The following is a 22081-nucleotide window of genomic DNA, read 5'->3' on the forward strand; positions in this document are numbered from 1 at the left end:
GTCTTTGTCATGCCCGATACGCTTCAGCATCCTTTCCTTCGCGACACCCTGGCCGGCCGGTGCGTCAAAACCGCCTGCGGCATCACACTGGACATCGGAAGGCAGCGCCTCACGGGACGGGACTTAAAGGGGCTTCTCGACCTTGCCGAAGAAAAAGGGGTTCTTGCCGCCAACGCCGCGATGCGAAGCGGCGAAATCGTGAATCCGAGCGAAAACCGTCCGGCACTGCATACGGCTTTAAGAGACCCCTCGGTCTCGGCGCCTTTTCACACCGAAGTGATGAAGGCGTTAAACCAGGTCTGCCGCTTTGCCGAAGACGTCAGAAGCGGTCTTTTCTGCGGCTGCCGCGGTGACGCGATCACCGACGTGATCAATGTTGGTATCGGGGGCTCGGAAATGGGGCCGCGCGCCGTTTACCACGCGCTGCGTTATGTGCAGCCTTCAATCCGCCTGCACTTTATGAGTTCGGCTGACGGCGTGCTTTTTGACCGGGTCGTGAGCGGCTTAAACCCCTTTAAGACGCTCGTCGTTGTTTCTTCCAAAAGTTTCAGAACGCGTGAGACGGCGGTTAACGCCGCGGCGCTGGATCAGTGGCTTCTGGACGCAGGTATTTCCGGCAAGGACAGAACGCACCATATGGTTGTCGTGTCCGCCAATTCCAAGGCCCCGCAGTCGATGAACCTACCCGAAGAAAACTTCTTCCCGATCTGGGACTGGGTGGGCGGGCGCTTTTCCGTCTGGAGTGCCGTGGGACTGCCCTGCGCGATTGCCCTGGGGCCGGAGGTTTTCCGGCAGCTTCTCGCGGGCGCTCACGCTATGGACGAACACGTCGCGGACACCCCGGCCGAAGACAATATGGCGCTTTTAATGGCCCTGATGACCTACTACAACGCCGTCACGCAGGCTATTCCCACGCACTGCTTCCTTCCCTACGACGAAAGGCTGCGGGTGCTTGTTTCCTGGATTCAGCAGCTTGAGATGGAAAGCCTCGGCAAGAACCGGGCGCCTGACGGCAGCCGCATTAAAGGCCGCACGGGGCAGGGGATCTGGGGCGGTCACGGCAACGAGTCGCAGCACTCCTTCTATCAGTGGCTGCGCGAGGGGACGTCGTGCTCTTCGATTGATCTGTGCTGGTGCGAGAAGCCCGGGCACCGTCATGCGGATCTGCACCGCGTGCTGATCGCAAACGCCAAGGCCCAGGCCGAAGCGCTTGTGACGCGCGATCCGGCAGAACCGTACTTTAATGCCGTGAGCACCCTCGCCGTGGACGAATTAAACGCCGGGCGCCTGGGCGCTCTGATGGCGCTTTACGAACACAAGACCACAATGCTCGGTACACTCTTCGGCATCAATCCCTTTGATCAGCCGGGGGTGGAGCTCGGTAAGAAACTGAGCCGCTCGGCTGAAGCCGACATTCTCTGATGACAGTAAAAAAGATTCTAGTGATCCGCTCAAGCTCCATGGGCGACGTGATTCACGCGCTCCCGGCAGCCTTTGACATCAAACAGGCGCTGCCCGAGGCGCAGCTTGACTGGGTGATTGAGGAAAGTTTCCGGGACGTCACCGACTTAAGTCCCTTTATCGACAACACGATTGTCACGGCCTTCAGGCGCTGGAAAAAGCATCCGCTTTCTGCGGTCACCCGCAGGGAGGTGTCGGATCTCAGACACCTTCTCAGAGAAAATCACTACGACATCGTGATTGACCTGCAGGGACTGATCCGAACGGCGCTTATTGCCCGCTGGTGCGGCGTGAAGTCCGTGGGGTACTCCAAAAACACGATCCGTGAGCCTCTGGCAAGCTACTTTTATTCCGAAACCGAAGAGGTGCCGGAAAGCCTCACGCCCGTTCGGCGCTACCGTGTGATGGCGGCCCGGTGCCTCGGTTACACGATTGATGAGGAACACCCTCAGTTCGGCCTTAAGGCCAAGCCCCTGACAGAAGCCCCCTGCGCGGAACCCTTTGCGGTTCTTGCGGTCAACACAAGCCGCGAGGAAAAGCTCTGGGCGCGCGAGCGGTGGGCGGAGGCTGCCGATGCGCTCGTTAAAAGCGGCATCACACCTCTTTTTGTCTGGGGTAACCAGAAAGAAAAAAGCCGCGTGGAAGACATTGCCGCGCAGGTGCGCGGAGCCGTTGTGGCGCCTCATATGCGGATTCCCGAAATTGCCTCCGTCATGAAGGACTCAGTGGGTGTGATCGGCGTGGATACGGGGCTTTCGCACCTCGCAGCCGCGCTTGCCGTGCCGGCCGTGGGCATCATTGTCGGCACCTCGGCGCAACTTTTCTCGCTTGTGAGCGAAGGTAAAGCCGTGACGGTGGGTGATAAGGGGGTTGTTCCGGGCGTGAGCGAAGTGCTTGACGCCTTTGCCGCCGTTACCGGCCGAAAGGTCGCGGTATGACGCTCGTGACGCCGCGCATCTACGGCTTGCTCACGTCGCTTTGCGTGCCGCTGGCAAAGCTCTACCTGAAAAAACGTGCCAAAAAGCAACCTGACTATCTGCTTAACTGGGATGAGCGTTTTGCCCGAAAGCCTTTTCCCTCCCCCGTAAAGCCCCGCCTTTGGGTGCATGCGGTCAGTGTCGGTGAAACCAATGCGGCGGCGCCCCTGATTGAAGAACTCGTCAAGCGCTTCGGGGATATTGAAGTGCTTCTTACCTGCATGACGCCGACGGGGCGGGATGCCGGCCTGAAACTTGCCAAACGCTTTGCCGGGCGCGTCACGCAGTGTTATCTCCCGTACGACGTGCCTGCGTATGCCCGGCGGTTTTTGGATGAGACGCGTCCGCGGCTTGCGGTTTTCATGGAAACCGAGGTCTGGCCCAATATGCTCGCCGAAATTCACCGCCGCGGGATTCCTGTGGTGCTGGCGAACGCCCGTGAGTCGGAAAAAAGCCTGAAAAAGGCGCTTCAGTTTGAGGCCGTCATGCGTCCGGCCTTTGCCTCGTTTGATGCAGTGCTTGCGCAAAGTAAAGCCGATGCGGCGCGCTTTGAGGCGCTCGGCGCCAAAAACATCACGGTCTGCGGTTCGCTTAAGTTTGAGGTGCGTGAGGATCCTGGACAGACGCGTCTTGCGCGGGACTTTAAGGCAAAAGCCGGTCGGCCCGTTGTTCTGATAGCGAGCACCCGCGAAGGCGAAGAAGCGATGTTTGCGCCGCTTTTAAGGTGTTTTGCCGGCAAGGTCACAGTGCTTTTGGTGCCGCGCCATCCGCAGCGCTTTAACGAAGTGGCGCAGCTTTTGGAGGCTGCAGGGCTTGACGTTGTCCGCCGCAGCGCTTGCCCGTCGCTTGAGGCGCTTGACGCCCGACACGATGTGATTCTGGGCGACAGCATGGGGGAGATGAGTTTTTACTGCGCGGCTGCGGACGTGTGCCTCATGGGCGGCAGTTTCGGCAACACGGGCTGTCAGAACCTTATTGAACCGGCTGCGGCCGGTTCCCCTGTGATTCTTGGCCCCTCAACCTATAACTTCGCGCAGATTGCCGCGGATGCGCTGCGTATGGGCGCGGCTTTTGCCGTAAAGGATGCCCGAGAGGGCATCACCCGGGCCCTGGAACTTGTGGATAATGCCGCACTGCGCAGTCTGGCTTCGCAAAGGGCGCTCACCTTTGCCAAGACCTACACGGGTGCCGTAGGCAAGATGGCTGATAAGGCGGAGGAGCTGTGGAAAAAGAGTGCGTAAAAAAGGGCGCCGTCAAGAACTGCCTTTCCATTGCCGGCGTTGATCCCTCGGGCGGCGCCGGGGTTTTGGCCGACATTAAGGCAATGAGCGCCTGCGGCGTTTACGCCATGGGCGTGGTGACGGCGCTCACTGCTCAGAATACGCGGGGCGTGACGGGCGTGATGCCCGTGCCCGCGGACTTTGTGGGTAAAGAGCTTGAGGCCGTTTTTACCGATGTGCCGCCTGCGGCCGTCAAGATTGGGATGCTGAACGACGCGGCGGTGATCGGGGTTGTCGCCGGGGCGCTTCGCCGCTATAAACCCCGCTGGGTGGTGCTCGATCCGGTAATGGTCGCAAAAAGCGGGGACCGCCTTTTGCGCGAAGACGCGCTTGAGGCGCTTAAAACCGAGCTTTTGCCTTTAGCCGACATCGTGACGCCGAATCTGCCCGAAGCCGGCGACCTTTTGGGGCGCACGGTTGAAACGAAAGACGCAATGGCTGAGGCAGCAGAAGCGCTTTCAGCGATGATGAAGGCCGGCGGCGCCGTTCTTTTAAAGGGCGGGCACCTCGAGGCCTCAAGCGCTGCAAGCGACCTCTTTTATTCGCGCGGGGAAACGTTTTGGATTGAAGCGCCGCGCACGGCCACAAAAAATACGCACGGCACGGGCTGTACGCTCTCTTCAGCCCTGGCGGCGTTTCTTGCGCGCACGGACGATGCGGCCGAAGCCGTACGCCTGGCAAAAGCCTATATCGCGGAGGCGATTGCTGCCGCCGACAGCCTCAGTGTCGGCAGCGGCCACGGCCCCGTACATCATTTTGTACGTCTCTGGCAGACAGAAACACCGTCTTTGCCGCGTGAGTCCTGAGCTGTTTTGAATAGGGCGGGCTTTGGCCCGTCCGTTACAATGTCCGCCCGTGCGGAAAAAGCCGGCGTGACCGGTATTTTTCCCCGTGTTGTTTTCCCCGAAAGAAGTCAGAATCCATGCAGAAACTCAAAATTGTCGGCGGCCGGCGCCTTGTGGGTGAAGTAAGCGCCTCGGGCGCAAAAAATGCGGCGCTTCCCATCATGGCGGCGGCGCTTTTAACCGCGGACGAGGTGATCCTTCACAATGTCCCGGATCTGGCTGACGTCGCAACCATGGGAAAACTGCTCACGGGCATGGGGGCGGCTTTTGAGCGCATCAACGGCGACACGGTGCGAATCTGCGCCGCAGGCGTTACGAGCACCGAAGCACCCTATGAACTGGTGAAAACGATGCGCGCCTCCATTCTCGTGCTCGGCCCCCTGACGGCGCGCTTTGGGTCGGCCAAGGTGTCGTTGCCCGGGGGCTGCGCAATCGGCGCGCGGCCCGTGGATCAGCACATCAAGGCATTAAAGACGCTTGGCGCAGATATCGCGATTGATCACGGGTATGTGACGGCAAAGGCCGCGAGGCTTAAGGGTGCGCGGGTCGTCACCGACATGGTGACCGTGACCGGTACGGAAAATATTCTGATGGCCGCTGTTTTGGCCGAAGGCACCACCGTCATTGAAAACGCGGCGCGTGAACCCGAAATCGTGGACCTGGCGGCGATGCTTAACGCCATGGGCGCCAAAATCCGCGGCGCCGGCAGCCCCGTGATCGAGGTCGAAGGGGTTGCGAAACTGCACGGCACCGAGCACCGCGTGGTGGCCGACCGCATCGAAACGGGGACGTTTCTTTGTGCGGCGCTCGCGACGCGCGGCGACGTTCTCGTGACGCACGCGGCGCCTGCAACGCTTGAAGCCGTGATCGGCAAATTGAGAGAAGCGGGCGCTACGGTAGAAACCGGCAGCGACTGGATCCGCGCAAGGATCAGTGAGCGACCCAAGGCCGTGGATATCCGCACGGTGCCGCATCCGGGATTTCCCACCGACATGCAGGCGCAGTTTATGGCACTTGATGCGGTCGCTGACGGTACGGGCCGCATTGTGGAAACAATTTTTGAAAACCGCTTCATGCACGTGCCGGAACTGCAGCGCATGGGCGCTGACATCGCGGTGGACGGCCATACGGCGGTCGTGAGAGGCGTTGAGGCCCTCGCAGGCACCAACGTGATGGCCACCGACCTTCGCGCTTCGGCCTGCCTTGTGATTGCCGGACTTGCCGCACACGGGGAAACTGTGATTGACCGTATTTATCATCTTGATCGGGGCTACGAGCATCTGGAGACAAAGCTCTCGGCGCTTGGCGCCGACATTGTTAGGATTAAGTAAAGCCGTTTGGGAAAAGGGGAGAAACCTGTGATCACACTGGCACTTTCCAAGGGCCGCATTTTTGAGGAGCTGCTGCCTTTTCTGGCCGCAGCCGGCATCAGGCCGCTTGAAAATCCGGAAGAGTCCCGAAAGCTCATGATCGACACGAACCGCAGTGACCTGCGGATCGTCGTTTTAAGAGCAACGGACGTTCCGACCTACGTGCAGTACGGGGCGGCCGACATGGGTGTAACGGGATGGGACACGCTCTATGAGCACGGCGGCAATGGCCTGTATGTGCCCGTGGATCTGCAGATTGCCCGCTGCCGCATGTGTGTGGCCGCGCCCAAAACCTTTGACTGGGCGGCTAACGTCCGAAGCGGAGCGCGCCTCAGAATCGCGACGAAATATCTGAAGTGGTCGCGGGACTGGTTTGCGCGTGCCGGCGTGCACGTTGATCTCATCAAACTTTACGGTTCGATGGAACTTGCGCCCATTGCGGGGCTCGCGGACGCCATTGTCGACCTTGTGAGCACCGGGGCGACGCTTAAAGCCAACAACATGGTGGAAATCGAAACCGTGGCGCCGATTTCCTCGCGGCTCATCGTCAATCAGGGCGCCATGAAGTTAAAGCGCACGGACCTGATGCCGATTATCACCGCAATGCGCGAAACAGCACTTAAAAAGGCAGAGGAGCGGCGGCAGAAAGCCGCGCTTAAATCCTGAGAACAAATACAAAATTAACGGGAGTACACAGTATGACGATTCGGCGTTTATCCACTAAGGACGCAGACTTTCAGGAAAAGTTCAATCATCTCGTGGCGCGTGACGCGAGTGTCGATCCGGTGATCACCCAGCGCGCGGAAGCCATTGTCGAAGACGTGCGCGAACGCGGCGACGCCGCCGTGCTTGAGTACACGGCAAAGTTTGACCATCTGCCCGCAGAAAAACTCTCGGATCTGATGGTGACGGCCGACGAGATGAAGCACGCCCTTGAGACGCTTCCCTCCGAGCAGCGTAAGGCCCTTGAAGAAGCCGCGGAACGCATCCGCGTGTTTCACGAAAAGGAACTCGCTGAAAGCTTCACGATGACTGACGCCATGGGCAGCCGCCTCGGTCAGCGCGTCACGCCCATTGATTCGGTGGGCCTTTACGTCCCGGGCGGCAAGGCCGCGTATCCGAGCTCGGTTCTGATGAACGCGATGCCCGCGCGTGTGGCCGGTGTGCGCCGCATTGAAATGGTGGTGCCCACCCCGGGCGGCGAGAAAAATCAGCTGGTGCTTGCTGCGGCAAGCCTTGCCGGTGTTTCGCGCGCCTTCACGATAGGGGGCGCCCAGGCCGTGGCGGCTCTTGCTTACGGCACGGAAACGATTCCTTCGGTCGATAAGATCGTGGGGCCGGGCAACGCCTATGTGGCCGCTGCCAAACGTAAGGTTTTCGGGCGCGTGGGTATTGACATGATTGCCGGCCCCTCGGAAATTCTCATCATCTGTGATGGCAAGACCCCGGCGGACTGGATTGCGATGGATCTTTTCAGCCAGGCCGAACACGATGAACTTGCCCAGGCCATTCTTCTCACGCCCGACGCCGCTTTTGCCGACGCCGTTGCCGCTTCCATCGATAAGCAGCTGCCCGGCATGCCGCGAAAGGCGATCATCGAGAAGTCGCTTGCCAACCGCGGCGCGATCATCGTTACGAAGGATCTGGCCGAAGCCTGTGCCGTCGCCGATCAGATCGCGCCGGAACACCTTGAAATGAGCACCGATGAGCCGGAAAAGTGGGCGGAAAAAATCCACCACGCCGGTGCCATCTTCCTCGGGCGCTTCTCCTCTGAAGCACTCGGTGACTACTGTGCCGGCCCCAACCACGTGCTTCCCACGAGCCGCACGGCGCGTTTCTCCTCGCCCCTGGGTGTCTACGACTTCCAGAAGCGCACGAGCATGATTCATATTTCTGACGCCGGTGTGCAGCACCTTGGGGTCGTTGCGGGGATTCTCGCCGAAGGCGAACACCTCACCGCGCACGCTCAGAGCGCACGTTACCGTCTGAAGAAGTAAGTAAGCGCCGCCCATCGTTTTGGACATTTTTCGGGAGACACACCCATGCGCAGTGCCCGTATTGAACGAAAGACCGCTGAAACGGCAATTGCCGTTGAGGTAAACCTCGACGGCACCGGTGAGGCTGACATCGCTACCGGCATCGGTTTTTTCGACCACATGCTGCATCAGATTGCGCGCCACGGCCTCGTGGACCTCACGGTTAAGGCTGAGGGAGATCTTTTCGTGGACGGTCACCACACCGTGGAAGACGTGGGGATTGCCCTGGGTGAAGCCTTTAAAAAGGCCCTCGGAGACAAAAAGGGCGTTATCCGTTACGGCTTTGCCTACGTGCCCCTGGATGAAGCGCTTTCGCGTGTGGTGATTGATCTCTCGGGGCGCCCGGGCCTTGTGTTTGCCGCGGACTTTACGGCACCGATGATCGGGGAGCTTGACACGCAGCTCGTGCGGGAATTTTTCCAGGGCTTTGTGAACCACGCCGCCGTGACGCTGCATATCGACAATCTCCGGGGTGACAACGCCCACCATCAGGCCGAGACGATCTTTAAGGCTTTCGGCCGGGCGCTTCGTATGGCGGTGAGCCCCGATCCCCGCTGTCCTGATGCAATACCGAGCACCAAGGGGGCACTGTGACTACGATTGCTGTCGTTGACTACGGGTGCGGCAATTTACGCAGTGTGAGCCAGGCCGTCAAAAGCGCGGCAGCGCCGGCCGATACCGTGATCGTGACGCACGAGGCAGCAGCCATTGACGCCGCAGACCGCGTGATTTTCCCCGGTCAGGGCGCGATCGGCGACTGTATGGTGCACCTGAATGCCTCAGGCCTTAAGGAAGCAGTTTTGCGTGCGCTTGCAAATAAACCCGTGCTTGCCGTCTGTATCGGCATGCAGATGCTTTTTGAAGCAAGCGATGAGGGGGGCGGCTCTGCCGCGCTCGGGCTTTTTAAGGGGAAGGTGATCCGCTTTCCGGAAGCGGCCCTTGTGACCGCGCAGGGCACGCGCCTCAAGGTCCCTCAGATGGGATGGAACACCGTGACGCAGCGCATGGATCACCCCGTCTGGCAGGGGATTAAAAACGGCGCCTGGTTTTATTTTGTCCACAGCTACTTTGTCTGTCCCGAAGACGACACGATCGCGGCGGGGACGTCGAGTTACGGGCTTCCTTTCGTGTGCGCCGTGGCGCACGACAACATTTTTGCCACGCAGTTTCACCCGGAAAAAAGTGCTGCCGACGGCCTCCGGCTTTTTGCCAATTTCCTGCGCTGGAATCCGTAAGGACCGGCGTTTAACCGACAACCACTCACCGACAATTCATCATGCTTCTGATTCCGGCTATTGATATTCAGAACGGACAGTGCGTCCGCCTGCGTCAGGGTGACCTGAAAAACAACGTGACGGTTTATAACGAAGATCCCGTGGATCAGGCAGGGCGCTGGGCTGATCTCGGCGCCGAGCGCATCCATATCGTGGATCTTGACGGCGCCAAGACCGGAAAACCCGTGAACGCGAAACTGATCGGCGAAATGATTCAGGAAATCGGCGAAGGGATCGATATCGAGCTCGGAGGCGGCATCCGCACGCTAAACCAGGTGGAAAAGTACATCGATGAGGGTGTGCGCTACGTGGTGATCGGCACCGCCGCCGTCAAGCAGCCGGGGTTTTTAAGTGAAGCCTGCGCGGCCTTTCCCGGCCACATCATCGCGGCGCTTGACGCCAAAGACGGTATTGTCGCCACCGACGGCTGGGTCAAGAGCACGGGGCACGAGGTGAAAGACCTTGCCCGGCGCTTTGAAGATTTCGGCGTGGAGGCGTTTCTTTACACCGACATCAGCCGTGACGGGATGTTGACGGGCGTTAATGCCGCGGCGACCGCGGAACTTGCCCGTGCCGTTTCGGTTCCGGTGATTGCTTCGGGCGGCATGCATACCTTGGACGACGTGCGGGCGCTCCTTGCGGTTGAAAAAGACGGCGTCACGGGCGCTGTTTTGGGCCGTAGCCTCTACGAAGGCACGATTGATTTTGCCGAGGCACTCAAGGTCGTGGAAGCGGCTCAAAAGTAAAGGACATCAGTGATGCTTGCCAAACGCATTATTCCGTGTCTTGACGTCACCGCGGGCCGCGTGGTGAAGGGCGTTAACTTTGTGGAGTTGAGGGACGCCGGGGATCCGGTCGAAGTCGCCCGGCGCTACAACGAGCAGGGCGCCGATGAACTCACGTTTCTTGACATCACCGCGTCAAGCGATGACCGCGACACTATTTTGGACGTCATCGAAGCCGTTGCCGGCCAGGTCTTTATTCCGCTTACCGTGGGCGGGGGTGTGCGGGCAGTCGCCGATATCCGCCGTCTCTTAAACGCGGGCGCGGACAAGATTTCCATTAATACCGCAGGCGTCAATAACCCCGACCTCATCGGGGAAGCGGCCGCGCTTTACGGCTCGCAGTGCATCGTGACGGCGGTGGATGCAAGACGCCGCGACAAAAACGATCCTTCAAAGGGCTGGGAGGTTTATACGCACGGCGGAAGAAAGGCAACGGGCCTGGATGCCGTTCAATGGGCTAAGCGCGTGGCTGAACTCGGTACCGGCGAAATTCTTCTCACATCGATGGACGCAGACGGCACCAAGGCAGGGTTTGATCTGGAACTCACCCGCGCTGTGGCCGACGCCGTTTCGGTGCCGGTGATTGCGTCCGGGGGCGTCGGAAATCTTCAGCATCTTGCTGACGGCGTCACCAAAGGGGGCGCCGACGCGGTGCTGGCCGCATCCATCTTTCACTACGGGATGTACACGATCCGGGAAGCCAAGGACTTTATGGCGTCTCAGGGAATCACCGTGAGACTCTGACAGAGGGGTGCGCCATGTGGCTTGACGACGTAAAGTTTGATGAGAAGGGTCTGGTGCCGGTTATTGCACAGCGTACTTCTGACGGTAAAGTCATGATGCTGGCGTGGGCAAACCGTGAGGCCCTGGAAGAAACCGCGCGCACCGGACGGGGCGTATATTTTTCCCGCTCCCGGGGCAAGCTCTGGCGCAAGGGTGAAGAGTCCGGCAACGTCCAGATTGTGAAGAAAATCCTGCTTGACTGTGACGGCGACGCCGTTATCTATGAAATTGAGCAGGTGGGGGGCGTGGCGTGCCACACCGGGCACGCGAGCTGCTTTTACCGTGAATTAACTGACGGCGCCTGGCGTGAGGCCGAACCGGTTCTTAAAACTCCCGAATCGATGTACGCCAAGCCTCATGCCTGATGCATCAGGCTTTTCTGAGGTACACCAGATCCCACACGCCGTGCCCGAGCCGCTCGCCCCTGGCCTGAAATTTCGTGCAGGGGCGCTCGCACAAGGGGTTGGCCATCACCGGTGAAAATCCCGAGCCGTGGGCGTTTGTAAGAAGCGGCTCCGCGGAGAGCACCTCAAGCATCTGTTCGGCGTAATTTTCCCAGTCGGTGGCGCAGTGAATGTAGCCCCTGGGCACAAGTTTGGCGGCAAGAACCTTCACAAAGTCCGGACGGATGAGACGGCGCTTATGGTGGCGCGCCTTGCGCCAGGGATCCGGAAAGTAGACGTGGATACCAGCAAGCGAGTTATCCGCAATCATGTCGCGCACAACTTCCATCGCATCATGCCGGCAGATACGGACGTTGGTGAGCCCCTTTTCGTTTAAAAGTTTGCTCAGCGCTCCGACGCCCGCCGCAAAGACTTCGCATCCGAGGAAATTGATTTCGGGGTGAGCTTCGGCAATCGTTGCCGTCGTTTCCCCCATGCCGCAGCCGATTTCAAGCACCAGGGGAGCTTTGCGCCCGAAAACTGCCTCCGCGTCAAAAAGCTTTGTTTCGTAGGTAACGGCGTAACGCGGAAAAAGCTCATCGAGGGCCCGTTCCTGCGCGGCCGAGATGTGTCCGCGGCGCAGCACAAAGCTACGGATATGACGGTGCTTGAGCTCTTCAATCTGTTCGGGCGTGAGGTCAGTGGCCATGGCGGTGTCCCCGGGCGGTGCATATGAAAAACGGATCGTTTCATTCGTTAAACGATCCGTCATCAGGAATTCTGTGGAGCGGGCGAAGGGAATCGAACCCTCGTATAAAGCTTGGGAAGCTTTCGTTCTGCCATTGAACTACGCCCGCACACTTTGAGTTTTTCGCTCCGGCAACCACCGAAGCGCACGAGATTATGCCGCAATCGGCGGGCTTTTTCCAACGCCGACCCGCAAAAAAAACGGCCCCGCAGGAAAATTCCCGGCGGAGCCGTCTTCAAATGACGGGCCGGTTATCTGTGACTCATGCGTTTCACAAGCCAGTCACCGAAACTCTGCAGCGACTGCACAAAGACAATCAGAATCACGACAACGGCGAGCATCACGTCAGGCATAAAGCGCTGATAGCCGTAGCGGATACCCATGTCGCCCAGACCGCCCCCGCCGATGGCGCCTGCCATGGCAGAGGACCCGACCAAAGCGACCAGAGCGATTGTGAGCCCCGCGATGATGCCGGGAAGCGCTTCCGGAATCAGAACCTTCGTCACGATCTGGAGATTCGTGGCGCCCATGGACTGCGCCGCTTCAATAAGGCCCTTATCCACTTCACGCAAACTGGTTTCCACCAGACGTGCGATAAAGGGGGCCGCGGCGATCGTGAGCGGCACAATCGCTGCGGTCGTGCCGATCGAGGTGCCGGCCACAATACGGGTAAAGGGGATGATTGCCACCAGCAAAATGATGAAGGGGGTGGAGCGGATGGCGTTTACAACCCAGCCGATCAGGCGGTTGGCAACAGGCATCGGATGAATGCCTGTGGGCGTTGTCGTATAAAGAAGAATACCCACGGGGATGCCGATTGCGGCCCCCAAAAGCCCTGAAATTCCCACCATCGTGATGGTTTCAAGCAGAGAATTCCAAAGCATTAACAGCAGTTCAGAGGACATTGTTTGTTTTCTCCTCTACGGTGACGTTGTGTTCGCGGAAATAGGCAACGGTCTTGCTGAGCGTGTCGGCATCAGCTTTGGTGAGAACCGTGAGCGTGCCGAAACTCTTCCCCTGCACTTCCGCAATCTGCCCGAGAAGAATGTTGAAGTCGACGTTAAAAAGCCGCGAGGCTTCGGAAATGATGGGACGCGTGACTTCGCTTCCGACAAAGGTAAGCCTCAGAATGTGGTTGGGGATGCCGTCGGTGACGGCTTTGACCTGCGCTCGGATTCTCTCGACCATCGCGGGCGCAATTTCCTGGCCCATGATGTTACCGACCATGGCGCGCGCCGTTTCGCTCTGCGGACGGCGAAAGACGTCAATGACGGGACCTTCTTCAACCACAACGCCCTTATTCATGACAGCCACGCGGTCGCAGATTTCCTTCACGACGTCCATCTGGTGGGTGATCATCACGATGGTGAGCCCGAGGTCGCGGTTAATCTGTTTAAGAAGCTGCAGCGTCGCAACCGTGGTTTCCGGGTCGAGCGCACTGGTTGCCTCATCGCTTAAAAGGACCTTGGGGTCAGAGGCAAGCGCTCGGGCAATGCCCACGCGCTGCTTTTGGCCGCCCGAGAGCTGCGAGGGGTACTTGTTGCGGTGATCCGCCAGGCCAACGAGGTCAAGAAGCGGCTCCACCTTTTTGCGGATCTCGGTCTTGTCCCAGCCCGCAAGTTCCAGCGGAAACGCGGCATTGTCGTAGACCGTGCGCGAGGAGAGAATGTTGAAGTGCTGAAAGATCATCGCGATCTGACGGCGTGCGGCGCGCAGTTCAGCGTTCGTCATCGTGTTGAGGCACTTGCCGTCCACGGTCACCGTCCCTTCGGTGGGGCGGTTTAAGAAATTGATGCAGCGCACAAGCGTGGATTTGCCGGCGCCCGAGCGGCCGATGATGCCGAAGATTTCTCCCGATTTGATGCTTAAGGAGACATCGTTGAGCGCAAAAAAGTCGCGGCCTTCCGGCGTGCGGTAGCGCTGAGTAATGTGTTGCAGCTCGATCATAAGTGAGTTTTTTCTTTGGTAGGGAAGGGAGGCGCACCGTGTGCGCCCACCCGTCCCAATGTAATGTGTCCGCGAGTCTATCGGGTTATTGGGCCCGTGAGGGAGAAAAGGCCGGTATTTCCCGAAAAATCCGGCGGTTCTTTGCGGTATTACTTCTGAGCCGGGGCTGCGGCGGCGGCTGCGGGCGCATCAGCAGAGCCCGCAGGCTGCGGCACGGTGCTTTCGGGACTTCCCAGCTTTGTGGTCCAGAGGCACGGGCCCTTTTTGGACTTTTTGTTCATGTTTTCAATGAAGGCTTTGTGCACGGCCATTTCTTCATCCGGACAGGATGCCGCGAGCAAGAGCTTGTTGTCGGGCATCGCAATCGTGCCGCCCTCCTTGAGCATTTCCTCCACCGTGTCGCCGATGAGGCTTTCTTGGCGGCGCGTCATCGCGAGGTACACCTCGCCCAAAAGCCGGGCGTCAAGCGAAGCTCCGTGCAGCGTACGAGCCGACCGGTCCACACCGTAGCGGCCGCAGAGAACGTCCAGGGTATTTCTTAGCCCCGGAAAGATCTCACGGGCCATCGCCAGGGTGTCGATTACATTACTGCAGTAGTCTTCCACGCGGCCTTTGCCGATGCGCTTTAGTTCCGCGTTTAAAAAGCCCACGTCGAACTTGGCGTTATGAATGATGAGTTCGGCGCCCTTGATGAATTTGAGAAAGTCATCGGCCACGTCGGCAAAGACGGGTTTGTCCGCGAGAAACTCGTTGGTGAGGCCGTGAATGGCGACGGCTTCGTCCGGCACATCACGCTCAGGATTGATGTAAGCCCAGTAAACGTGGCTCGGATCATCAGAGAGCGTGCGGCCCACAATCTCAAAGCAGCCGATTTCCACAATGCGGTCGCCGTCATCGGCATTAATACCGGTGGTTTCCGTATCCAGACAGATCTGACGCGTGCTCATAACAAACTTCCTTCCGCGGCGGCGGAACCAATGGGGATGTCCTCGGGGATGGTGCCTGCCAAAACACCGGCCACGCCCTTGTTGGCGAGCTCATCGGCCTTTTCGTTGCCGGGGTTGCCGGCGTGGCCCTTCACCCAGCACCATTCAATCTGCGTAAAGCGGTTGCGCTCTCTGTCGAGGCACTGCCAGAGCTCGATGTTTTTAATCGGGGTCTTCCCCTCTTTTTTCCAGCCCTTTTTCTTCCAGCCGTGAATCCACTTGATGATGCCGTCCTTGACGTAGCTGCTGTCCAAGTGAATTTTCATGGGACAGTCGCGTTTGACGGCCCTTAAGGCCTCAATCACGGCCCTGAGTTCCATGCGGTTATTCGTGGTTTCACGCGCGCCGCCGCAAAGCTCGCGGCGGTGGCCGCCGTAGACCATCAGCACACCCCAGCCGCCCGGGCCCGGGTTGAACTTACAGGCGCCGTCGGTCCAGATTTCAAGAACGGTTTCACTCATAAGACATCTTTTCGGGAGGCATTTTGCTGCACGGCGGGGTTAACCGACGCGGCCACTGCGCTTTTACTGAAGGCCGCCCGCCCCACAAGCGTCATGCCGGAGACTTTTTTGCGGGCCGTGAGAATCACGACGTTACTTAAGGTGGGCCACCAGCGGTTGCCCGCGAGGTCAAGCCCCGTGGGCAGAAGGTTTGAGGCTTTTTCCGTGGTTTCGGTACGCTCTTTTTGCGACGCGGTTCCGTAGACACCGTAAAAACCGCCTTCGACCGTAAGACCTGCGGCGGCAAGAAGCGCTTTGACGCCTGCTACCGTGCTGGCGCGCGTATCCGTGGGTAAACGGGGTGAAGTACAAAAGAGCTTCTGCCGCAGGGCCCAAAAGCCCGAAGCATTAAAAAACGTGAGAACGAGAACGCCGTTGGGGGCGAGAACGCGCGTGATTTCAGCTAAAACCACTTTTGCTTCGCTTGCGGTATCGTCCGGTCCGTGAGGCCATACAACGAGGTCGGCGCATTCTGCCGCAAGGGGCAGAGCTTCGGGGAGCGCCGCAACGGGCTCGCGCCAGTCATCATCAGAGAGACGGCATACCTCTGGCGTCACCAGAATCCGGTGGCCGATGCTACTGCCGGACAAAGCATCGAGTTCGGGCCTGCCGATCTGTACGGCCCGCGACCCGGTGACGGTTTTCACCGAGCGCGCATACGCGGCGCGTTCCCAGTTAAGCACCGTTACGCCGTGCGCCGTTCCCAGAAACTGCAGCCAGGCAAGTGTTTTGCCGCGCGTCATCAGCTCTTGCCTTTAGCGCTTAAAGCCGGGGAAGCCCCCGCCGAAGCCGCCGAAATTGCCGAGCGCACGCATCATCTTGGCAAGGCCGCCCTTTTGCATGCGCTTCATCATTTCACGGGTCTGCTCAAACTGCTTGAGAAGCTTGTTGACTTCCTGCACCGAGACCCCGGCGCCCGCGGCGATACGGCGCTTGCGGCTTGCCTTGATGAGGTCCGGATTGCGCCGCTCCTTCGGCGTCATCGAATTGATGATGCCTTCGGTGCGGCCGATCGTCTTGTTGACGTCCTTGTCCTTAACCTTGGCCGCGGCTTCCTGAAACTGCGCGGGGAGTTTGTCGATGAGGCCTGAGACGCCGATCGACTTCATCTGAGAAATCTGGGCCTTAAAGTCATTGAGGTCAAAGCGCTCGCCCGTCTTGATCTTTTGCGCAAGTTTCTGAGCCTGCTCGATATCCACGGACTTCTGCACGTCCTTGACAAGGGCCACGATGTCGCCCATGCCGAGGATGCGTCCGGCCATCTGCTCGGGATTAAACGGCTCAAAACCTGTGAGCTTTTCGCCGACGCCCACAAATTTGATGGGTTTGCCGGTGACCATGCGCACTGAAAGCGCTGCACCCCCGCGGCTGTCGCCGTCGACCTTGGTGAGGATGATGCCCGTGAGGGTCAGCCGCTCGTTAAAGGCCTTGGCGGTGTTGACGGCGTCCTGGCCCAGCATCGCGTCAATCACAAAGAGGGTTTCCGCGGGTTTGAGGTAAGCGCTTAAGTCGCTTACCTCCTGCATCATCTGTTCGTCAATTGCAAGGCGCCCGGCCGTATCGGCAATCACCACGTCGTAAAAGTGGCGGCGGGCCCAGTCCATGGCATCCCGGGCGATATCGAGGGGCTTTTGCTCGGGCGTGGAGGGAAAGAAGTCACAGCCGGCCTGTTCCGTTACCGTCTTTAACTGATCAATGGCTGCGGGGCGGTAGACGTCAGCTGAAAACGTGAGGACTTTTTTGTTCTGGGTTTCCTTAAGCCACTTTGCGAGCTTACCGGCCGTGGTCGTTTTACCGGCCCCCTGAAGGCCGGCGAGCAAAATAACGGCCGGAGGCTGCACGTTTAAGCGGATCGTGCGCTCTTCGGGCGGAAGGTCTCCGCCGATGACGCTTGTGAGTTCGCGCTCCACGACGCCCACCAGAGCCTGTCCCGGGTTTAAGTTCCCGATCACCTCTTCGCCCATGGCTTTGGCCTTGATGCGGGCAATAAGGTCACGCACCACCGGGAGCGCCACGTCGGCCTCTAAAAGCGCAAGACGGATCTCGCGCACCATGTCGCGGGTGTTTTCTTCGGTCAGACGGGCCTGACCGCGCATTGTCTTCAGAATGCGGGATAAGCGGGAGCTCAGAGTGTCAAGCATGGTTATGGCCGCCGTTTTCTTTTTGCAAAGAACCGGCTAATTAAGTGTGCTGTCAACGGTTTCGAACTAAAATCGGCGTAACGAATGGTCTGCGTCGGCAAAACGCGGACCGCGCAAAGACGGGAAATCGCCTTTTTTGCGCAGCATTCCGGGGCACTTTTTGTGTGCCGTGCGCCGAACGTCTTATTGTACGGCATCGGCTCGAGCGGGCAGTGCTTTGCCGGGATGCCCTAACAGCTATCGGGAAAGATTTCGTATGACGCAGATAACAGCGGGTTGGATTCTGGCAATCGTTGCAGCGCTCGGCTACTTTGCGGCGGGCCTCAAAATCGTGCGTGTATGCAGCCGGGGCGTGCCGGAAGCAGGGGCTCTCAAACCCATGTGGTGGCTCTCCTTTGCCGCGGCGCTCGTGCACACGGCGGCGGTGGGTTGCGACCTTTTCGGCCCGGGCACGGTTTATTTCGGTTTCGGCATGGCGCTTTCGATCGCACTCTTGTTTGCGGTCTTCATTACCCTTGTGGAAAGCTTTGTGCGGCGGGTTTCGGGCCTGATGGGGGTGCTTCTTTTTGTGGCGGCCGTCTGCGCCCTGATGCCGGTTGTCTTTCCGGGTGAAGCCGTTGCGAGCGAAACCTGGACCGTACTTTTCCGCGTGCATCTGATTGTTGCGCTCGGCGCCTACAGCTTCATGACGATCGCCTTTTTGCAGGCGGTGCTTTTGTGGATGCTGCAGCGGCAGTTAAAGGATCCGGCCGCGGCGCATAAGACAACGGGGCTTGTGGCCAACATGCCCAACCTCATGGCGATGGAGCGCATTCTTTACCGCATTGTTTTGTGCGGGTTTGTGTGCCTCACGCTTGTGCTCATTATCGGAAGCTTTGCCACCCAGCAGTACATGGGGCAGCCCTTTGTGTTTGATCACAAGACGGTTCTCACCTGGATATCCTGGATTGTCTTTGCCGTGCTGATGGTCGGGCGCTACTTCTTCGGCTGGCGCAACAAGCGTGCATTGATGCTTTTCTGGGCCGGTTACGCGTTTTTGGTGGCCGCCTACGTCGTCTACCGTTTTGTGATTGAACTCTTTCTGAGTTAAGACGCCATGGGTCGTATTCTTTTCTGGGTCGGCTTGGCCGTCATCATCTACGCCGTCATCGTGATCGGCAGAAAGCGCCGGTCGGCGGAGGAAAAAGCCTTAAGGCGTGAAGCACGGCGCGAGGCACAGGCGGCGGCCGCAGCCGCACAGACACCGCAGCCCATGCTGCAGTGCCCGGTCTGCGGCACGCATTTCCCCAAAGAAGAGGCTGTGCTCGGTAACGGCGTTGCCTACTGCTCGGAAAAGTGCCGCGGTGAGGCGCGGCGCCGCGCCTTTGAAGAGACCCTGCATGGCAGCAAATAAGTTTGCCGTTGACGCCTGCGGCTGGAGCCAAAGCGTTGTGCGTGAGCCTTCCGATCACTTTGACGCGAGGTCCGGGGCGCAACTTCCTTATCTTGTGGTGCTTCACAACATTTCGCTGCCGCCGGGAGAGTTTCTCTCCGGGTGCGTTGCGGACTTTTTCACCGACAGGCTCGATTTTGCGATCGATCCGCGGCTTGAGGATATCCGCGGGGTGCGCGTAAGCAGCCACTATTTCATTGACCGCAGGGGCGGCGTCACTCAGTTTGTGAGCTGCCTTGAGAGAGCATGGCACGCCGGCGTGAGCACGTTTGAGGGCAAAAGCCGCTGCAACGACTTTTCCGTCGGCATTGAAATCGAGGGGACGGACTTTACGGCCTTTACCGAAAGCCAGTACGCGGCCCTGACGGAGCTTCTTGCGGCGCTGGCCGCGGCTTATCCCGTGCGGGCAGTTGTCGCGCACAGTGACATTGCCCCGGGCCGCAAAACCGATCCGGGTCCGTTTTTTGACTGGCGGCGGCTGTGGTTTAAAAGGGCTGAGTTCGGGGCCCCAGCTTTCCCCGGTGAGGCGGCCTTAAATTCGCTCGGGTTTTCAGATATTTAGCCTTAAAAGCAGGTCCGGCATGCGGAAGTCCGCTAAACTAGCCGCACGATACTTCTGACGCATAAGTGAGTACTTTCATGGGATTTCTTTTAACGGTTCTGGCGGTTGTGGTGGGGCTTTTGGGAAGCCTCCTTATTTTGCGCGCCTATCTTTGGTCTCTGGCGATCAGCCCCCGCGATCCTCTGGTGCGCTTTGCCTGGAAACTCACCGACTGGCTTGTCAATCCCGTGGCTTATCTGGTGAAGCCCCGCGGTAACTGGGATCTCTCAAGCCTTGCGGCGGCACTTATTCTTGCCGTTGCCTACACGGTCTTTACGCGGGAATTTACGGGGCTGCCGGCAACGGTTGCGGCTTTTGTCGCGATGCCCGTCGCGCTTCTCGTGCGCTGGGGCGTGGATCTTCTCATCTGGGGCACGATCATTTACTGCATCATGAGTTTTACGAGTGCCCGCAATTCCGGAACGATGGCGCTGATGGCAACGATGATTGATCCGTTTCTGCGGCCCTTCCGCCGCTTTATCCCGAGAATCGGCGGCTTTGATTTGTCGCCCATCGTGCTTTTCCTGCTGCTTAACCTCGTGCTGCGGTTTGTGGCGCCGGTGTCCGCTGGTATCCTGATGTTTTAAGGACGTACTCATGCAGGACTTGCTGGCAGCGCTTCTCGCGTCCGCCGCTTTCGGCGTAACGCTTGCGCTTTTGGCGCTTTTCAGGCGCTTTCTTGATAAGGATGCATCCTGACGAAGGAGGCTGCATGCCGCTTGACGACATACTTTTTCTCACGGCCGGTGCCCTCATCATCGGCTGGGTTCTCTACAAATTCTGGAACGTGTAAGGTTTTTTCTGACGTTTCTGCCTGCTAAAAAGGTCCCCGCCCATGCAGCCGGCACTGATTGCCCTCACGGTCTTTTCGATCGTGCTTTTTCTCATCACCAAGCCCCTGGGACTGTGGCTTACGCCGCTTGCCAAGGGGCGTGCGCCCGCCGTTGTTGAACCCGCCGACCGCGCGGTACTGCATTTTCTGGGCCTTACCAACACCCCGCAGACGTGGGCGGCCTATGCCGCAAGCGCCGTGGTTTTCAATATGGCGGGAGCGGTGTTTCTCTACCTCATTCTCCGCTTTCAGGGGTGGCTTCCCTTTAATCCGCAGGGCGTTGACGGGATGGGGGCGCTTCAGGCCTTTAACGTTGCTGTGAGTTTTGTCACGGGCACAAACTGGCAAAGTTACAGCGGCGAAGTCTCGGTGAGTTACTTCTCGCAGGCCGTGGGCCTTGCCGTGCAGAATTTTTGCTGCTCGTGCACCGGTACGGCCGTTTCTTTTGCCCTGATGCGGGGGTTTTCACGGAAACTCACTGATGACCTCGGAAACTTCTGGGCGGACGTGGTGCGCTGCGCGCTCTGGGTCTATCTGCCGCTTTGTGTGTTTTACGCCCTTTTTCTCGTGAGCCAGGGCGTGATTCAGAACTGGTCGGATTACGCGGTGATTCAGACGCTTGCCGGGGGAGAGCAGACGATTGCGATGGGGCCCGTTGCAAGCCAGGAAGCGATCAAAATGATCGGCACCAACGGCGGCGGCTTTTTTGCGGTGAATTCGGCGCACCCCTTTGAAAATCCCACGCAGATCACGAATTTCATTGCTTCGCTTGCTATCCTTGCGGTACCGGCGGGGCTCACCTATACCTTCGGCGTGATGGTGCGTGACACCCGTCAGGGGTGGACGATCTGGGCCGCGATGTGGCTTATTTTTGCGCTCTGCACGGTGGCGTTTGCCTGGTTTGAACTGGATACCCCGCATGTACTCACCGATCTCGGTGTCCCCGAAGGCGTAATGAATCCGGAAGGAAAAGAAGCGCGCTTTGACATTGCCGCAACCGCGCTTTTTTCCATGGCCACCACTGCGGCCTCCTGCGGGGCGGTTAACGCCATGCATGATTCCTTCACGGCCCTCGGAGGGATGTTTCCGCTGTGGCTGATGCAGATGGACGAAGTTGTTTTCGGCGGCGTCGGTGCGGGCTTTTACGGCATGATCGTTTTTGCCGTGGTGGGTGTTTTTGCCGCGGGCCTGATGGTGGGACGCACGCCCGAATATATCGGTAAGAAAATCACGCCCGTGCAGATGAAACTTGCGGGTGTAGCAATGCTTACGCCCCCGATGATTGTGCTTTTCGGTACGGCCGTGACGTGCGTTTATCCGCCCGCCCTTGAAAGTCTCACAAACCCCGGGGCACAGGGATTTTCAGAAATCCTTTACGCGTGGAGTTCGGCCGCCAACAATAACGGTTCAGCCTTTGCGGGGCTAAACGCCGACACGGACTTCTTTAATGCGGGGCTCGCGCTTGCGATGTGGTTCGGGCGCTTTGTGTGCCTCATTTCGGTGACGGCCTTGGCCGGTTCCCTTGCGCGGCAGAAGATGACCGCGGCCGGGGACGGGACGCTTAAAACCTACGGACTTTTGTTCACGGTGTTTCTAAGCGCGACGGTGCTCGTGGTGGGGGCGCTCACCTACATGCCGGCATTGGCGCTCGGGCCCGTTGCGGCCTATTCGGACACGGTGCTTCCCTAAATGACGGAGTG

Annotated in this window: 24 protein-coding genes and 1 tRNA gene; 17 read left to right on the forward strand and 8 right to left on the reverse strand. The window is 59.0% G+C overall.

Annotated elements, in window-relative coordinates:
* The first annotated feature begins 9 nt into the window (after window positions 1–9).
* The 12 genes from NXF97_RS07425 to hisI all read left to right on the forward strand — a co-directional run bounded on the left by NXF97_RS07425 (window position 10) and on the right by hisI (window position 11176).
* Window positions 10–1422, forward strand: coding sequence for a glucose-6-phosphate isomerase (locus NXF97_RS07425; protein WP_074008846.1), 1413 nt, complete (start codon window positions 10–12; stop codon window positions 1420–1422).
* Window positions 1422–2399, forward strand: a complete 978-nt coding sequence (waaC, locus tag NXF97_RS07430; protein ID WP_274955583.1) for a lipopolysaccharide heptosyltransferase I — start codon at window positions 1422–1424, stop codon at window positions 2397–2399. The genes NXF97_RS07425 and waaC overlap by 1 nt, the downstream gene beginning before the upstream one ends.
* The gene (locus tag NXF97_RS07435; protein ID WP_274955584.1) at window positions 2396–3679 is read left to right on the forward strand and encodes a 3-deoxy-D-manno-octulosonic acid transferase; all 1284 of its coding nucleotides are present in this window, start codon (window positions 2396–2398) and stop codon (window positions 3677–3679) included. Before waaC ends, NXF97_RS07435 begins: the two co-directional genes overlap by 4 nt.
* Window positions 3661–4524, forward strand: coding sequence for a bifunctional hydroxymethylpyrimidine kinase/phosphomethylpyrimidine kinase (gene thiD / locus NXF97_RS07440; RefSeq protein WP_274955585.1), 864 nt, complete (start codon window positions 3661–3663; stop codon window positions 4522–4524). The genes NXF97_RS07435 and thiD overlap by 19 nt, the downstream gene beginning before the upstream one ends.
* 116 nt (window positions 4525–4640) lie before the next feature.
* On the forward strand, window positions 4641–5894 hold the full coding sequence (murA, locus tag NXF97_RS07445) for a UDP-N-acetylglucosamine 1-carboxyvinyltransferase (RefSeq protein ID WP_274955586.1): 1254 nt from the start codon (window positions 4641–4643) through the stop codon (window positions 5892–5894).
* A gap of 27 nt (window positions 5895–5921) precedes the next feature.
* Window positions 5922–6599 (forward strand): ATP phosphoribosyltransferase, encoded by a 678-nt coding sequence (hisG, locus tag NXF97_RS07450; protein WP_022373003.1) that lies wholly within the window; start codon window positions 5922–5924, stop codon window positions 6597–6599.
* 32 nt (window positions 6600–6631) lie between these two features.
* Complete coding sequence (gene hisD / locus NXF97_RS07455; RefSeq protein WP_022373002.1) at window positions 6632–7930, forward strand: histidinol dehydrogenase; 1299 nt, start codon at window positions 6632–6634, stop codon at window positions 7928–7930.
* A gap of 45 nt (window positions 7931–7975) precedes the next feature.
* Window positions 7976–8563, forward strand: a complete 588-nt coding sequence (hisB, locus tag NXF97_RS07460) for an imidazoleglycerol-phosphate dehydratase HisB (protein ID WP_022373001.1) — start codon at window positions 7976–7978, stop codon at window positions 8561–8563.
* Complete coding sequence (gene hisH / locus NXF97_RS07465; protein WP_274955587.1) at window positions 8560–9204, forward strand: imidazole glycerol phosphate synthase subunit HisH; 645 nt, start codon at window positions 8560–8562, stop codon at window positions 9202–9204. The genes hisB and hisH overlap by 4 nt, the downstream gene beginning before the upstream one ends.
* Window positions 9205–9245: 41 nt before the next feature.
* Window positions 9246–9989 carry a 1-(5-phosphoribosyl)-5-[(5-phosphoribosylamino)methylideneamino]imidazole-4-carboxamide isomerase gene (gene hisA, locus NXF97_RS07470; protein WP_074008840.1) on the forward strand — a complete coding sequence of 248 codons (744 nt, stop codon included), beginning with the start codon at window positions 9246–9248 and terminating at the stop codon, window positions 9987–9989.
* A gap of 9 nt (window positions 9990–9998) precedes the next feature.
* Window positions 9999–10772, forward strand: a complete 774-nt coding sequence (hisF, locus tag NXF97_RS07475; RefSeq protein ID WP_274955588.1) for an imidazole glycerol phosphate synthase subunit HisF — start codon at window positions 9999–10001, stop codon at window positions 10770–10772.
* A 14-nt stretch (window positions 10773–10786) separates the two neighbouring features.
* Window positions 10787–11176 (forward strand): phosphoribosyl-AMP cyclohydrolase, encoded by a 390-nt coding sequence (gene hisI, locus NXF97_RS07480; RefSeq protein ID WP_274955589.1) that lies wholly within the window; start codon window positions 10787–10789, stop codon window positions 11174–11176.
* A gap of 4 nt (window positions 11177–11180) precedes the next feature.
* Here hisI and trmB read toward each other — a convergent pair whose 3' ends face one another.
* The 8 genes from trmB to ffh form a co-directional block, all read right to left on the reverse strand.
* Entirely contained in the window at window positions 11181–11903 is a 723-nt protein-coding gene (gene trmB / locus NXF97_RS07485) for a tRNA (guanosine(46)-N7)-methyltransferase TrmB (RefSeq protein ID WP_022372996.1), read from the reverse strand.
* 74 nt (window positions 11904–11977) lie between these two features.
* Window positions 11978–12051: transfer RNA gene (locus NXF97_RS07490), tRNA-Gly, on the reverse strand.
* A 142-nt stretch (window positions 12052–12193) separates the two neighbouring features.
* Entirely contained in the window at window positions 12194–12847 is a 654-nt protein-coding gene (locus NXF97_RS07495; RefSeq protein WP_022372995.1) for a methionine ABC transporter permease, read from the reverse strand.
* Complete coding sequence (locus tag NXF97_RS07500; RefSeq protein WP_074008837.1) at window positions 12837–13889, reverse strand: methionine ABC transporter ATP-binding protein; 1053 nt, start codon at window positions 13887–13889, stop codon at window positions 12837–12839. Before NXF97_RS07500 ends, NXF97_RS07495 begins: the two co-directional genes overlap by 11 nt.
* 149 nt (window positions 13890–14038) lie before the next feature.
* Window positions 14039–14836: a DNA polymerase III subunit epsilon gene (gene dnaQ, locus NXF97_RS07505; RefSeq protein ID WP_022372993.1), complete on the reverse strand. Its 798-nt coding sequence runs from the start codon at window positions 14834–14836 to the stop codon at window positions 14039–14041.
* Window positions 14833–15336 carry a ribonuclease HI gene (gene rnhA, locus NXF97_RS07510; RefSeq protein ID WP_274955590.1) on the reverse strand — a complete coding sequence of 168 codons (504 nt, stop codon included), beginning with the start codon at window positions 15334–15336 and terminating at the stop codon, window positions 14833–14835. Before rnhA ends, dnaQ begins: the two co-directional genes overlap by 4 nt.
* Window positions 15333–16118, reverse strand: coding sequence for a class I SAM-dependent methyltransferase (locus tag NXF97_RS07515; protein ID WP_274955591.1), 786 nt, complete (start codon window positions 16116–16118; stop codon window positions 15333–15335). The genes rnhA and NXF97_RS07515 overlap by 4 nt, the downstream gene beginning before the upstream one ends.
* Before the next feature lie 12 nt (window positions 16119–16130).
* Window positions 16131–17516, reverse strand: a complete 1386-nt coding sequence (gene ffh / locus NXF97_RS07520; RefSeq protein WP_074008833.1) for a signal recognition particle protein — start codon at window positions 17514–17516, stop codon at window positions 16131–16133.
* Window positions 17517–17772: 256 nt separating this feature from the next.
* On the opposite strand from ffh, the gene NXF97_RS07525 reads away from it, so the two are divergent.
* From NXF97_RS07525 to kdpA, 5 genes are all read left to right on the forward strand, one after another.
* Complete coding sequence (locus NXF97_RS07525) at window positions 17773–18606, forward strand: cytochrome C assembly family protein (RefSeq protein WP_022372989.1); 834 nt, start codon at window positions 17773–17775, stop codon at window positions 18604–18606.
* Window positions 18607–18612: 6 nt separating this feature from the next.
* Window positions 18613–18909, forward strand: coding sequence for a PP0621 family protein (locus NXF97_RS07530; RefSeq protein ID WP_274955592.1), 297 nt, complete (start codon window positions 18613–18615; stop codon window positions 18907–18909).
* On the forward strand, window positions 18896–19510 hold the full coding sequence (gene ampD / locus NXF97_RS07535; protein ID WP_274955593.1) for a 1,6-anhydro-N-acetylmuramyl-L-alanine amidase AmpD: 615 nt from the start codon (window positions 18896–18898) through the stop codon (window positions 19508–19510). Before NXF97_RS07530 ends, ampD begins: the two co-directional genes overlap by 14 nt.
* A 77-nt stretch (window positions 19511–19587) precedes the next feature.
* A complete protein-coding gene (locus tag NXF97_RS07540; RefSeq protein ID WP_022372986.1) occupies window positions 19588–20136 on the forward strand; it encodes a YggT family protein in 549 nt (182 codons plus the stop codon).
* 248 nt (window positions 20137–20384) lie between these two features.
* Window positions 20385–22070 (forward strand): potassium-transporting ATPase subunit KdpA, encoded by a 1686-nt coding sequence (gene kdpA / locus NXF97_RS07545; RefSeq protein ID WP_274955594.1) that lies wholly within the window; start codon window positions 20385–20387, stop codon window positions 22068–22070.
* Window positions 22071–22081: the final 11 nt, after the last annotated feature.

This window comes from Duodenibacillus massiliensis, from assembly GCF_928721995.1.
Lineage (GTDB): Bacteria > Pseudomonadota > Gammaproteobacteria > Burkholderiales > Burkholderiaceae_F > Duodenibacillus > Duodenibacillus massiliensis.